Annotated in this window: 10 protein-coding genes; 5 read left to right on the forward strand and 5 right to left on the reverse strand. The window is 56.1% G+C overall.

Annotated elements, in window-relative coordinates; translation table 11 throughout:
- Window positions 1–42: 42 nt before the first annotated feature.
- The gene (locus tag CA54_RS24875; protein WP_231963188.1) at window positions 43–1,371 is read right to left on the reverse strand and encodes a tetratricopeptide repeat protein; all 1,329 of its coding nucleotides are present in this window, start codon (window positions 1,369–1,371) and stop codon (window positions 43–45) included.
- A 355-nt stretch (window positions 1,372–1,726) separates the two neighbouring features.
- On the opposite strand from CA54_RS24875, the gene CA54_RS24880 reads away from it, so the two are divergent.
- Together CA54_RS24880 and CA54_RS24885 are read left to right on the forward strand one after the other, a co-directional pair.
- Window positions 1,727–4,057, forward strand: a complete 2,331-nt coding sequence (locus CA54_RS24880; protein ID WP_146373708.1) for a DUF1549 and DUF1553 domain-containing protein — start codon at window positions 1,727–1,729, stop codon at window positions 4,055–4,057.
- A 29-nt stretch (window positions 4,058–4,086) separates the two neighbouring features.
- Window positions 4,087–5,535 (forward strand): DUF1501 domain-containing protein, encoded by a 1,449-nt coding sequence (locus CA54_RS24885; RefSeq protein ID WP_231963189.1) that lies wholly within the window; start codon window positions 4,087–4,089, stop codon window positions 5,533–5,535.
- A 58-nt stretch (window positions 5,536–5,593) separates the two neighbouring features.
- Here CA54_RS24885 and CA54_RS24890 read toward each other — a convergent pair whose 3' ends face one another.
- Together CA54_RS24890 and CA54_RS24895 are read right to left on the reverse strand one after the other, a co-directional pair.
- A complete protein-coding gene (locus CA54_RS24890; RefSeq protein WP_146373709.1) occupies window positions 5,594–6,583 on the reverse strand; it encodes a leucine-rich repeat domain-containing protein in 990 nt (329 codons plus the stop codon).
- 27 nt (window positions 6,584–6,610) lie between these two features.
- Complete coding sequence (locus CA54_RS24895) at window positions 6,611–7,093, reverse strand: RbsD/FucU family protein (RefSeq protein WP_231963190.1); 483 nt, start codon at window positions 7,091–7,093, stop codon at window positions 6,611–6,613.
- Window positions 7,094–7,334: 241 nt separating this feature from the next.
- Here CA54_RS24895 and sucC point away from each other — a divergent pair, with 241 nt between their 5' ends.
- Together sucC and sucD are read left to right on the forward strand one after the other, a co-directional pair.
- Window positions 7,335–8,522, forward strand: a complete 1,188-nt coding sequence (gene sucC / locus CA54_RS24900) for an ADP-forming succinate--CoA ligase subunit beta (RefSeq protein WP_146373710.1) — start codon at window positions 7,335–7,337, stop codon at window positions 8,520–8,522.
- A 65-nt stretch (window positions 8,523–8,587) separates the two neighbouring features.
- Complete coding sequence (gene sucD, locus CA54_RS24905) at window positions 8,588–9,466, forward strand: succinate--CoA ligase subunit alpha (protein WP_146373711.1); 879 nt, start codon at window positions 8,588–8,590, stop codon at window positions 9,464–9,466.
- Between the two features lie 188 nt (window positions 9,467–9,654).
- Here the strand turns inward: sucD and ndk are convergent, their stop codons facing one another.
- Together ndk and CA54_RS24915 are read right to left on the reverse strand one after the other, a co-directional pair.
- The gene (gene ndk / locus CA54_RS24910; protein ID WP_146373712.1) at window positions 9,655–10,122 is read right to left on the reverse strand and encodes a nucleoside-diphosphate kinase; all 468 of its coding nucleotides are present in this window, start codon (window positions 10,120–10,122) and stop codon (window positions 9,655–9,657) included.
- Window positions 10,123–10,336: 214 nt separating this feature from the next.
- Window positions 10,337–10,900 carry a hypothetical protein gene (locus CA54_RS24915; RefSeq protein ID WP_146373713.1) on the reverse strand — a complete coding sequence of 188 codons (564 nt, stop codon included), beginning with the start codon at window positions 10,898–10,900 and terminating at the stop codon, window positions 10,337–10,339.
- A 472-nt stretch (window positions 10,901–11,372) separates the two neighbouring features.
- On the opposite strand from CA54_RS24915, the gene CA54_RS24920 reads away from it, so the two are divergent.
- Window positions 11,373–13,502, forward strand: a complete 2,130-nt coding sequence (locus CA54_RS24920) for a LamG-like jellyroll fold domain-containing protein (RefSeq protein WP_146373714.1) — start codon at window positions 11,373–11,375, stop codon at window positions 13,500–13,502.
- The last annotated feature ends 112 nt before the right edge of the window (window positions 13,503–13,614 follow it).

The raw sequence follows: 13,614 nt of genomic DNA on the forward strand, positions 1-13,614 counted from the left end.
TACCTCCGCGGGTTTTGAAACCAGTTGCAAGTAGAACCGGTATCAGTCGTTGCGTAACTTGATGCCGATGTCGGTCAGTTTTCGCCGGACTTCGTTGAGCGAGGTCACGCCGAAGTTTTTGCTTTCCAGAAGTTCATCGGGTGTACGAGAGGTCAACTCGGCCAGCGTGTTAATTCCCAATCGCGACATACATTTGCGGGCCCGGACCGACAAATTCAAATCGGCCACCGGACGATTCAGCAACGCCTGTTCTTGCGGCGAAAGGTCGTCGTTGCGAATTGCGTAGTCCCGCGGTTTGTCGCGTGGCGCCGATTGGCCTAACCGGAGGCCTTTGGACTCCATCATTTCTCGGATTTCGACCAGCGAAGTTTCCCCGAAGTTCTTGCCGCCGAGCAAGTCGGTTTCAGACAACTCGGTGAGGTCGCCCAAATTGCGAACTCCCATTTTCTGCAGGCAATTGCGGCTGCGGACGGAGAGTTCGAAATCGGTGACCGGCGTCATCAAGTCTTGGTTCAAGCGTCGCTGCGTCTTTAAGTTGTCTTCGTCGAAATACATATCGTGCGAAGCGTCAATGTCGCGAAGGTACAACGCGGCCCGTTCGTGATTGGGATAGACCTCAAGCACTTTGCGGAAACAATAGGCGGCAGCGCGGTAGTTTTCGCTGTCTTCGTAAAGCAAGCCCAAATTGAGCAAGGCTCCCAAATACAGTGGCGGCCGCGAGAGCGCCCGTTCGTAAAGACGAATCGACTCTTGGTCGTTTCCGTGCAGCGAGTTGATTCCGGCGAGCGAAAACAACGCGCGGGCATGGTGCGGGTCAATATCGACGGCACGTTCGAAATACTCAATCGCACCGTAGGTGTCACCGCGATCGGAGTAGATACAGCCGTATTGATAGGAATACTCGGCGCGGGTGGCCCCTTCGCGAGCGACGCTGCGGAGTAGTTCTTCGGCTTCTTCAATCCGTCCCACGGCACGAACGGCACCGGCTTTTAACAATGTGCTTTGCACAGCGTCGTAGCCGCCTTCGATCGCCCGGTCGAACGACTTGATGGCTTCGTCGAATTGCCCCAAGGCGACTTGGGCATTGGCCAAATAGTAACTGGCCAATCCATTGTCTTTGATTTGTTGCAGGCAGTTCACCGCATCGGCGTGAAGCCCGACCATATAGGCCCCGATGCCGGCGGCGAGGCTTTTTTGTAACGAAGTGTCTCCCTGCTCAATTTCTTCGAGCAGTTCGCGGATTCCTTGCGTGACATCCTTATGTTGGTCATGAGTCACGGCTTCTTGTAATTCGCGAACTTCGTCCAAGCCAAAGGTTGTCCGCCCGCGCAGAATCCCTTGCACATCAATCATTTCAGTCACGGTCACCACGAAAAACTCCCTACGGCAACGTCATTCGTAAATTGTCAGGTCGTACGGCTTGGCGGGGGCGCAGCTCCCGTCGAACCGCAGGCGTATTTTTCAAGCAATAATCAACGGCATCACGACATCCAGGTCGGTCGTCCCCAACGGGACGCAAATGCAAAATCCTGGCTGAACGCTCAGAATCATATTCTGCGAAATCGCAATTCGCATGGCGCGCATCATCACTTTGATTTTCGTACCACGTCGTGGTAAAGTATACAAATGTCGCTGATGTATGCAAGTTGGTCCGCTCGTTGGCCTTGTGCCTTGGACGGCCCTGTGAAAACCTGCCGACCTTTTTCGACTTTTTGACGGACCGCGCATGTCTGATATTTGCCAGTGCACGCCCCCTACGACTCGGCTCACACCGCAAATTCGGCTCACAATTGCCGTTACGGCGCTCATTTCGCTCTCCGCCCTGCTCTTTTGGCAGTCTACCGTTTCTGCAGACGCCACAGCTGAGAAATCTCCTTTTGGAGCCGAAGAAGCGGACTATTGGGCATTTCAGCCGTTCACTCGCCCGGAAATCCCGTCGGTCTCTGCCGCGGATTCCGTTCGGACACCGATCGACGCGTTTATCCTCAACCAACTGCAGGAAAGTGAGTTAACTCTCTCCGCCCCCGCGGAACGGGGTGTTTTCATTCGGCGGGCAACCTATGACCTGTGGGGGCTGCCCCCCGCGCCGGCGGAAATTGAAGCGTTTGTGCACGACGAATCGCCCGACGCCCACGAGAAATTGATCGATCGATTACTGGCGAGTCCCCGTTACGGCGAGCGGTGGGGGCGGTATTGGTTGGATGTAGTCCGTTTTTCCGAGACGGCCGGGTTCAACGCGGACACCATGCGGCCGTTGGCCTACAAATACCGCGACTACGTGATTCGCGCCTGGAATGACGACATCCCCTACGACCGTTTCGTCCAGGCTCAATTGGCGGGAGATGAATTATTTCCCAATGACCCCGATGCCTTGATTGCCACGGGATTCAATCGGCTGTGGCCGGATGAGAGTAATGCCTCGAACGTCGAATTGGCCCGGCAGAGTATGCTAAACGACATGACCGGCACGGTGGGTGCGGTTTTCTTAGGAATGTCGATCGGTTGCGCCCAATGCCACGACCACAAGTTCGATCCCATTCTGCAAAAAGATTTTTACCGCCTGCAAGCCTTCTTTGCCCCCATGATTCCCGTGCAACGTGTGACGGTTGGTGAAAAACAACCGTTGGCTGACTATCAAACGGAGTTGGCGAAATGGGAAGCGGAAACGGCGGCGGTCCGCAAAGAGTTGTGGGAATTGGAATTATCGGTACGCACGAAGGCGACCCACGTCAAACGGCTGAAGTTTCCCCCCATTGTGCTACAGGCTATCGACACTCCCCCCTGGGAACGCACTTCCCTGCAGAACCAATTGGCATTCTGGACTGAGCGTCAAATCAAGTTTACTGACAAAACTCTCGTCAAAAAACTCGATGAAACGCAGCAACTACGGCGCAAGGAGTTGAAAGCGCAAATCGAATTGCTGCAGAAAGACCGGCCGCCGCCTCCCGGCAAAATGGATATCATGGCCACCGTCGACGGTGCCTCGATGCCCGCGACTGCCCTCTTAGCAGGAGGAACGTACAACAAACCGGTCGAAGAAGTGCAGCCGGGATTTCCCACGGTGTTGCAAACATCGCAAGTTTTCCAACCGGCGAAAATCACTCCGCCGCGTGACGGCACCACGGGACGACGCGCAACGCTCGCGCGCTGGCTGACCGACTCAAAGCATCCGCTCACTTCGCGGGTGATGGTCAATCGCATTTGGCAAGGACACTTCGGCCGCGGCATCGTTGCCAACGCTAACGATTTCGGCACACAAACCGCCCTGCCCTCCCATCCTGAATTGTTGGATTGGCTGGCGAGTGAATTTGTCGCCCAAGGTTGGAGCATCAAAGCACTCCACCGCCTGATCATGAATTCGGCCGTGTATCGCCAATCGAGTCGTCCCACTGATCCCCGCGTCACTGAACAGGATGCGGACAACGAACTCTACTCACGGTTTCCGCGCAGGCGATTGGATGCCGAAGCGATTCGCGATGGGTTGCTGGCGGTTTCGGGCGAATTGAATCTGGAAATGTACGGTCCCGGCGTCAAACCGGATCTGCCACCGAATTTCAGTGCCCGTGAGGCTTGGAAACCATCCCAAGATCGCGCTGCACGCAATCGGCGATCGATTTACATTTTAGCGAAGCGGAACATGCCCTACCCGCTGTTACAGGCTTTTGACTTTCCCGACATGCACGAGAGCTGTGCGAAGCGACAAGAAACGACGATCGCGCCACAAGCGCTGTCGCTACTCAACAGCGGACTGGTGTTGGGATTGGCCGAACAATTCGCGGCGAAGTTGATTCGCGATCAACCGCAATTGGACATCAACGACTGTATCACTCAAGCCTACCAGGAAGCGCTGGGTCGCACGCCGAATCCAGACGAGGTGGCTGCGGCGGCTGACTTTATTGCCACGCAGCAGAGGGTGATTGCCGCGCATCGCGCCGCAGGGCATCCGTCGCATTTTCCGGCGAATGTTCCTTATGTTTACGACGCCGCTTTGGTCGGCGGGCTGGTGGACTTTTGCCACGCGCTGTTCAACAGTAACGAGTTTTTGTACATCGACTGACTGACCGGCTGCAAGAGGTTGAAGTGATTATGGACGCGTTCTCCCCAAACCACATGCCACACCACCAATCGTCACGGTCGCGCCGCGATTTTCTGGCACAGGCCGGGGGTGGGTTTGGCGCGCTGGCCCTGCAAGGCTTGTTGCAACAAGAGGGCTTGCTGGCTGCGGAAAAGTCAGCCGTTAATCCGTTGGCAGCACAGGCAGCGCATTATATCGCGCAGGCGAAGAGCTGTATCTTTCTGTTCATGGACGGCGGACCAAGCCATTTGGACACCTTCGATCCCAAACCCAAGGTGAACGAATTCGCTGGCAAGCCGTTGCCCGATTCCGTCGAACGTGTGATCACGCCGATGGGCGTTTCGGACAATACGTTACTGGAAAGCAAACGCAAGTGGACCCGCTACGGCGAGAGTGGCATTCCGGTCTCCAACTGGTATCCGCACGTTGGTGAGTGCATTGATGACATTGCCGTCATCCGTTCCTGCTGGGCGAACGGATTGAATCACGTCGGCAGCGTTTGCCAAATGAACACCGGCAGTATCCTCGCCGGGCGTCCGAGCCTGGGAGCCTGGGTCACATACGGACTGGGGACCGAAAACCAAAACCTACCCGCTTTTGTCGTGCTGTTGGATGAAGCCAAGGAACCGCCCGGCGGCAGCCGCGTGTGGGGGACGGGATTCATGCCCGCCACGTATCAGGGAACGCGATTCCGCAACGGTGATAGCCCCATCCTGCACCTCGCCTCGCCGGAGAGCATTGCCCAGGCGCAGCAACGGAACAAACTTGATTTCCTCAATCAGTTGAATCGCCAACACCTCGAAGTGCGGAGCGGCGATACGCAATTGGAAGCTCGCATCGCCAGTTATGAATTGGCGTTTCGCATGCAATCCCACGCCCCCGAAGCGGTCGACCTGGCGCAGGAAACCGAAGAGACGCAGCAGATGTACGGTCTGGACCAAAAGAACACTAAAGCCTTCGGCAAAAATTGTCTGCTGGCCCGGCGATTGGTCGAACGGGGTGTGCGGTTCATCCAACTCTACTCCGGTTCGGGTAGCAAATGGGACGCGCACTCGAAGATTGAAAAGAACCACACCAAATATTGCGGCAGCACCGACAAACCGATCGCCGGTCTACTCAAGGATCTCAAGCGCCGCGGGCTGTTGGATTCGACGTTAGTCATCTGGGGCGGCGAGTTCGGCCGGACGGCGATGTCGGAACAAGGGGACGGCCGCGACCACAACCCCTACGGCTTCACCATGTGGATGGCCGGCGGCGGGATCAAGGGAGGCCAAATCATTGGCCAAACCGACGATTTCGGACTCCACGCCGTCGAAGACCGCGCCCACGTCCACGATCTGCACGCCACGATCCTCGAAGCGATGGGACTGGACCACACCCAACTGATCTACCAGCACCAAGGCCGCCCGGAACGGGCGACGGTGAATGAAGGGGAAGTGATCAGCAACGTGTTTGCATGATCGTGGCAATCCCACCCGGCGAAGGTGTGGGAGTTTACGCGCCAGCGGGCCATGCTTCTTAAGGCGTGGGCGGTGTCCATTGGATGTCACACCCCAGTAGTTCGTTCTGTAATGCTTCAACACCGGCGGCGGTCACACGCGAATTGGAAAGCGTTAATTCAACGAGATTCATCAATCCTCTGAGATGCTCCAGTCCCCCATCGCTGACCTGGGTGTTGCGCAGCCAGAGGTTACGTAATGATGTCAGCCCGCTTAAATTCTGCATGCCGTCGTCGTCGACTTTTGTGTCGGACAGCCATAGGGTTTCGAGCGATGGCATTCCCCGCAAATGTTCGAGGCCGGCTCCGGTGATATTGGTGTGGTGTAGGACTAGCGTCTTGAGCTTCGTCAAGCCACGGATGTGCTTGAGGCCGGCGTCCGTGATCCCCGTTTTGGAAAGCGATAAATCCTCAAGGGTCGTCAACCCGCTCAGATGTTGCAGGGCGGCATCGTCGATGGACGTTTCATCCAATCCCAAACTCTTCAATTTGGGGAGTCGGCTGAGTTGGGCCAGCCCGGAACCGCTGACCTTGGTGTTGGACAGATCAAGCAACTCAAGATTCTTCAATTCACTCAGGTGCACCAAGCCCGCATCGCTGACATCGGTATTGTGAAGCACAAGGGTCTTGAGAGAAACCATTCCGCGCAGATGCGTCAAACCTGCGCCGGTGATTTTTGTGCCTTGCAGGTCCAGGTATTCGATGTGTGTCAGCTCACTGAGTTGTTTCAATTCGTCATCGCCCACCGACAGAAGAATCAATTCGGCGGACACGACTCTTTCGAATAATGGGAGCTGCGAGTCGTCAATCGAATTCGGAACCCAACCAGGGCGGATGACCTCAGTTTTCACATTGCCCCGCCAATCGTTGACGGCAGTGATCGCCTGCTGTTCCAGGTGGTAGGGCCACCAAAAGCAGAACACACCGGCCGCGATAAGCAGGAGACCGGTGACTACACAGAAAACTGTGGTTCGGGAAAAACGGCGTTGCTGCGGTTGGGTTTCGGTCATGGGAACGCTCCGTTTAGACTGACAATCCTACGGCGCCACAACCCCCTTCTTCAGAATCAGATTCGCGTACAGTGCCGTTTCGCTCGTTGCCACAATGGCGTAGGCTTCGCGGGCGCGGTCGTAGAAGGCGTGGCGGTCGATGAGGGTGAGTTGGATTTCGCGGTCTTCGGCGCGCTCCAATGCGCGGCGGAAGCCGGTCCAGATGGGGGGTTCGGTGGCGGACTTATCGACTGGCTGCATGACGACGGCGACGTCGTCGACGAAGGTGTCGACCGGCAGGAATTTCAAAATCCCCTCGATAACCGGCAGCCCCGCTAAACCGTCGCAGCGGACGAGTTGCTGGGCGTGCGAGTCGGCGGGGAAATTGCCGTCGGCGATCACGATTTCGTCGCCGTGCCCCATGCTCATCAAGACATGCATCAATTCGGGGGAAATCGTGGTCGGTACGCCTTTGAGCATCGCCTGTGCCTCCGGGGTCTGGTTGTGGAATTTTGTGGGATTTGTCGGCATGCATGTTAACGATTCCTGCTGGCATTGCCCACTGTTTTATGGATCGGTGGGGGTGAGTGAATCGTTGCGGGGAGATTGCGTGTGGGGTGAGGGCCCTCACCCCGGCTCCTCTCCCAAAGGGAGAGAGGAGAATCAATTTCTTAGCTGCGTGGCGACTAGAAACGTGTCGGGCGCCTCGCTATGATGGCCGCGTTGCCGCTGGAAAGGGCAATTGAATATTCACGAAAACGAGAGTATCAGCATGAAGATTCACGAATATCAAGGCAAACAATTGCTCGCCGATGCGGGTGTCCGCGTTCCGCGGGGAGTCGTCTGTAAATCGGCGGACGAAGTCGCGGCGGCCTATGACACGCTGGGCGGGTCGATTGCCGTCGTCAAATCACAAATTCACGCCGGCGGCCGCGGAAAAGGGCGATTCAAGGAATTTCCCGAGCAACCGGGCGTCGTGCTGGTCAAATCAGCAGCTGAAGCCCGTGAAAACGCGGAACGGATGTTGGGCCAAACGCTGGTTACGATTCAAACCGGCGACGAAGGCAAACAGGTCAATACGCTGTTTGTCGAAGAGGGACTGCAAATCGCCCGCGAATTGTATTTGGGTATTGTGGTCGATCGCGAAGCGGGCGGACCGGTCTTGATGATGTCCTCCGAAGGGGGGATGGAAATCGAAGAGGTTGCCGCCAACACGCCGGAAAAAATCTTCCGCGAACCGTTTGACGCCGACTACGGATTGATGCCGTATCAGGTCCGCAACCTGTGCTTTAAGCTGGGTTTCAACTCCGCTCAAATGAAACAAGCCGGCAAATTTCTGCCGCAAGTCTGCAAGTTCTTTGCCGACAACGATTGCAGCATGGCCGAGGTCAACCCCTTGGTGGTGACGGCCGATGACGAATTGGTCGTATTGGACGCGAAGATCGCCTTCGACGACAACGCCCTGTTCCGTCACAAACCGCTGCTGGAATTGCGGGACCTGTCCGAAGAGGACGCAGCGGAAGTTCGTGCCGGAGCGGCCGGGCTGAGCTACGTGAATCTCGACGGCAACATCGGCTGTCTGGTGAACGGAGCTGGGTTGGCGATGAGCACGATGGACCTGATCAAACTGCATGGCGGAGAACCTGCCAACTTCTTGGACGTAGGTGGCGGAGCCAACGTCGACCAGGTGACCGAAGCGTTCAAGATCATCCTGTCGGACTCGAACGTGAAAGCGGTGCTGGTGAACATTTTCGGCGGCATCATGAAGTGCGACACGATTGTCGAGGCGCTGTTGACGTCGTACGAAAAAGTGGGCTTCACCATTCCGTTGGTGGTGCGGTTGGAAGGGACGAACGTCGATAAGGCCCGCGAAATGCTGGCTGCCAGCGGTCGCGATATTGTCAGCGCCACCGATTTGACGGATGCCGCTAAGAAGGTCGTCGGCACGTTGAGTGCGTAATCGGTTTTTAGCCATAGATTGAATACCAAGCAAAGTCGCGAAAACGAAGAAGGCGAAATAGATCGATGAGTATTTTAGTCGATGCCGACACCAAGGTAATTTGCCAAGGGATTACCGGCCGCGCCGGGTTGTTTCATAGCCAGATGTGCCGCGAATACGGCACGCAATTGGTCGGCGGCGTGACTCCCGGCAAAGGGGGAACCGAGGTCGACGGGTTTCCGGTGTTCAACACCGTCGAAGAAGCCGTCGCCAAAACTGGGGCGAATTGCTCGATGGTGTTCGTCCCGCCGCCCTTTTGTGGCGACGCGATCATGGAATCGGCCGATGCGGGAATTCCGCTGATCATCGGCATCACCGAAGGGGTGCCGGTCCTCGATATGGTCCGGGTCTCCAAATGCTTGGCACGCACAGGCAGCCGGCTCATTGGCCCGAACTGCCCCGGCATCATCACGCCCGGTGCTGCCAAGATCGGGATCATGCCCGGTTATATCCACAATCCCGGCACGGTAGGACTCATCAGCCGCAGCGGCACGCTGACCTACGAAGCGGTCTGGCAGTTGAGCAACGTTGGCTTGGGCCAATCGACCTGTGTGGGAATCGGCGGCGATCCGATCATCGGCACGAACTTCATCGATCTGCTGGAGATGTTCCAAAACGATCCGGGGACCGAAGCGATTTTGATGATCGGCGAAATCGGCGGCAACGCTGAGGAGAAGGCCGCGGAGTTCATTAAGGAACACGTCACCAAGCCGGTCGGATCGTTCATCGCCGGTCGGACCGCCCCTAAGGGCAAACGGATGGGACATGCCGGTGCGATTATTTCCGGTGGCAGCGGCACAGCTGAGGAAAAAATTGCCGCACTAGAAGCCGCCGGCGCCGTCGTCGCTGAAAGCCCAGCCGACATGGGCTCCGCCGTGCAACGAGCAATCGCCAAAGCGGGTTGAAAATCTAGGGGTGGCCGCGATAGCTCATGCTATCGGGGCGGGCGCAGCCCGCAAGAAGCCGCAATGACAGTAGTCCTGACCAATGAGTCTTTCTTGGTCAAGGACCGTTGTCATTGCGGCTTCTTATGCCTAACGTCACCCTGATTGCCGATGGCAATCAGGGTGACCCCAATAGGTAATCGGCAACTCTACTTCTCGTCGTCGGCACAGACCCATCCGGCGAGAGTGGTTTCGTATTCGATCAATTCTTCCGGGCGGAAGTAGATCGGGATTTCCCGTGCGGCTGCTTCGGGGCCGTCGCTGCCGTGGATCAGGTTCATTTGGCGAGACAGGCCGAAATCGCCGCGGATGGTTCCCAGGTCCGATTCCCGGCCGTTGGTTGAACCCATCATGGTCCGCATGACCGAAATCGCTTCGGGGCCTTCGACGACCAACGCCACAACGGGGCCGGAAGTGATGAATTCTTCCAGCAGCGGATAAAACGGCTTCTCGACGTGTTCGGCGTAATGTTGGGCGGAAAGCTCTTTGGTGACCATCAACATCTTCAGGCCGACGATTTTCAGGCCCCGTTTTTCGATACGGGAGAGCAATTCGCCGCACAGACGGCGTTGGACGGCATCGGGTTTGAACAAAATCAAGCTACGTTCGTTGGCCATTGTGGCGATCATCCTTATGGGATTTCGGGGGGATTGTCGTGTGGGAAAATTCCTCTGGGCCGTGAGTTTTAGCGAACACCGGCGGTCGAATGCAACACTGAACCGTGACGAAACGGCCTCAGAGCAGCGCATAAAAAAACAGGCCGCGCGACATGTATCGCGCGGTCTGCGAATTTGATCTGCTTGTGAGCCGATCGAATTTCAAATTGTCAATTCAGTCGGCCAAGATTTTCTTAGTTTCAGCAGCGACCTTTTTGACGTTCTCTTTTTTAAGTTTGCCTTTTCCGAAGGCGTGGTTGACTTTGACTTCCGATTCGACCCACATCATGACGGTGACGTCGGCGTCTTTGGAGATCTTGTATTCCTCAGGACCGGCGACATCTTCGATGATCGTCAGGGGAATCGTCAACTTGTTCTTTTTGGCCAATTCTTTGATCTTGGGTTCCATCGTGTCGGCGTCGTCACTGAGGAAGACGACGAAAGCGGACATTTTCTTCGCTTTGTTTTTGCCAACTTGCTTGTCGACATCTTTAATCAATGCCGTCAATTCCGGTGTGATTTCGCGGGCGAAAATGTTCACGACCGGCTTGCTCCCATAGCGGCAGCGGTAGCACAAGGTTTCCCCTTTTTTGGGACCTGTGATGTCGCGCACGTGATAGGCAGGAACAAACGTTCCCGGTTTCAGGCCGGATTCAACTTCAGCAGATTTTTCGGCTGCCGAAACGGCAACAAAGCCAGCCAAGATTAGCGCGAGACTTGGGACAACAACCTTAAGCATAGTGAAAGTGCCTCCTGATGGCGGGGTACGATGAGATGTGCCCATTTCAAGCGGGCACACAACAGCTTTGGTAAACGTAACAATTGACAGGGATGACCGTAAGCATGACAGATTGCAACCGGTCAACCACATCCTGTCCCTAAAATTACTTAGTTTCCTAAGAGATTGAAAGCCTGAGGGACTCCTCTGGCAGCGACGAGAGCAAATACAAAACGACTCGTCCATCGGCTGCTCGACAGTGATATGATCGTATGGGGCATGCGGATGTTCTGTGAAACGCATCACAGTCGCAGCTATTTTTTTCTACAAGTCGTGTTGTCCATGCGACAAGAATCGGGCAATTGGCAAAACAGCGGGGTGGCGGAATTCCCTCATTGTGTGCGTCACGTTAACATTCAAACAGGTCTTTTTGTATTCAATACTCCAGCCAGAAACTGGCGTTTGCCGACTGCGGAACCTCGAAGGGAATGATATGAGATCGGTTGCAGCAATACTCACCATCGGTGTTTTGATACATTTTGCAGCAACACCAGCCATGGCCGGATTGCAGGCTGGGGCTGCGGTGGTGGATGTGACGCCGACGCAACTTCCAGTACTGGTCAACGGAGGCATGCTCAGCCGATCGGTGGAGACAGTCAAGACGCGGATCAACGCCCGGGCGATCGTGCTGGACGATGGGAAGGAGCGGTTGGCGATTGTTGTGGTCGACAGTTGTATGATGCCCCGTCCGTTACTAGATGACGCAAAAGCTTTGGCGGCGCTGCGCACGAAAATTCGAGCGGATCACATGTTGATTTCAGCGACGCACACGCACTCAGCGCCCTCATCGCTCTCCTGCCTGGGAACAGATGCCGACCCCAACTATGTGCCGTTTCTGCGCGACAAACTAGCCGAAGCGATCGCCGCTGCGGAAGCAAACCTCGAACCGGCCCGCGTCGGCTGGGCCGTCGGCAACGCCGCGGAGTTCACGGCACTGCGGCGCTGGATTCGCCGGCCGGACCGGATCGTGAATGATCCCTTCGGCAATCCCACGGTCCGCGCGAACATGCATGCAGGTGCCAACTGGGATGACGTGACGGGGGAATCGGGTCCGGAAGATCCCGACCTGTCGATCATTTCCATCCAAGCCACCGATGGCCGACCGATTGCCGTGCTGGCGAATTTCTCCATGCATTATTTCAGCGACCAGGCGCTGAGCGCCGATTATTTTGGGCTGTTTAGCGAAGGTCTTAAGAGCAATTTAACAGTCGATGAGGACACTTCGCATCCTCCGTTTGTGGGGATCATGTCGCACGGTTGCAGCGGCGATATTTGGCGGCGCGATTACACGACATCCCCCCCGACCGAACCCGCTAAAACAATCGAAAGTTTCGCAAACGAATTGGTAAAGATCGCACTCGATGCGATAGGCACGATCCAGTACGACGAATACGCGACGCTGGCCATGGCCGAAAGGCGATTGACACTCAACTACCGCGTCCCCACTGCCCAGCGGTTGGAATGGGCCAAAAAAATCGTGGAGGCTATGGGCGATCGGCCGCCGAAGAACACGACCGAAGTTTACGCGCGCGAGCAACTGATTCTCCACGAGCGGCAATCGACGGAAGTCGTGGTTCAAGCGTTGCGAATTGGAGACATTGGAATTGCGACCACACCAACGGAAACCTATGCCCTGACCGGTTTGAAATTAAAAGAGCAAAGCCCACTGAAACATACCATGGTGATTGAACTGGCCAATGGGGGTGACGGTTATATTCCGCCGCCGGAGCAACATTTGCTAGGGGGATACAACACCTGGGCGGCGCGGTCGGCCGGGTTGGAAGTCCAAGCAGAGCCGAAGATCACCGAAGCGGCACTACAATTGCTGGAACAAGTCGCCGGGAGTCCACGAGAAAAGTATCAACAAAGCCGCGGACCGAGCGCTGAAGCCATCTTGGCAGCCAAGCCGATCGCATATTATCGGCTGGATGAGTTCGAGACGCCGCACGCTGCCGATTCGTCGGGACACCATCGTGATGCGGTGTACGAACCGGGCGTCGTCTTCTTTTTGGAAGGTCCGCAATCGGAAAAATTCTGCCAAGAGGGTGAAACCAACCGCGCCGCGCATTTCGCAGGGGGGCGCTTGCGGGCGCATATGCAGGATCTGGGAGACCAGTATTCGGTCTCGATGTGGTTTTGGAACGGCATGCCCAATGAGGCTCGCGAAGTCAGCGGCTGGTTATTTTCGCATGGCCCCGATCATGGTTTGGGCGCTGACAGTGACCACTTGGGTTTGGGAGGAACGGAGCATCCCGGGAAGCTCATTTTTCGGCACGGCGGAGCTGGAGCAAAAACAGAGGTGGGGAAAAAAGCAATCCCGCGTTGGACTTGGAACCACGTTGTGTTCGAGCGGGATGGTGAGTTCGTGCGAGTTTATTTGAATGGCCAACAACAACCAGAAATTGGAGTGAAGCTGCCATCCGGGTTGTTGTCACCAGGGAAACAGGTATTCTGGGGAGGTCGTGGCAATAACGAATCCAACTGGGAAGGCCGCTTGGATGAGATCGCCGTTTTTCCGCGCGTATTATCTATTGAGGAAATAAAAACGCTCGCGGGTCAATAATTACGGCGGCTCGACGAATTTCCTACTTCGAGAAACTCTATAACGCGACTCAACTCCTTTGATCCCTCGGTAGCTTTTCTGCGTTCTTGATTGTTGTCACGCGCCGACCAGA

It is taken from the genome of Symmachiella macrocystis, assembly GCF_007860075.1.
GTDB classification, from domain to species: domain Bacteria; phylum Planctomycetota; class Planctomycetia; order Planctomycetales; family Planctomycetaceae; genus Symmachiella; species Symmachiella macrocystis.

Coding starts and splice junctions, on each gene's coding strand:
- CA54_RS24880 (WP_146373708.1), top strand. CDS start 1,727: ATGTCTGATATTTGCCAGTGCACGCCCCCTACGACTCGGCTCACACCG.
- CA54_RS24885 (WP_231963189.1), top strand. CDS start 4,087: ATGGACGCGTTCTCCCCAAACCACATGCCACACCACCAATCGTCACGG.
- CA54_RS24890 (WP_146373709.1), bottom strand. CDS start 6,583: ATGACCGAAACCCAACCGCAGCAACGCCGTTTTTCCCGAACCACAGTT.
- CA54_RS24895 (WP_231963190.1), bottom strand. CDS start 7,093: ATGCCGACAAATCCCACAAAATTCCACAACCAGACCCCGGAGGCACAG.
- sucC (WP_146373710.1), top strand. CDS start 7,335: ATGAAGATTCACGAATATCAAGGCAAACAATTGCTCGCCGATGCGGGT.
- sucD (WP_146373711.1), top strand. CDS start 8,588: ATGAGTATTTTAGTCGATGCCGACACCAAGGTAATTTGCCAAGGGATT.
- ndk (WP_146373712.1), bottom strand. CDS start 10,122: ATGGCCAACGAACGTAGCTTGATTTTGTTCAAACCCGATGCCGTCCAA.
- CA54_RS24915 (WP_146373713.1), bottom strand. CDS start 10,900: ATGCTTAAGGTTGTTGTCCCAAGTCTCGCGCTAATCTTGGCTGGCTTT.
- CA54_RS24920 (WP_146373714.1), top strand. CDS start 11,373: ATGAGATCGGTTGCAGCAATACTCACCATCGGTGTTTTGATACATTTT.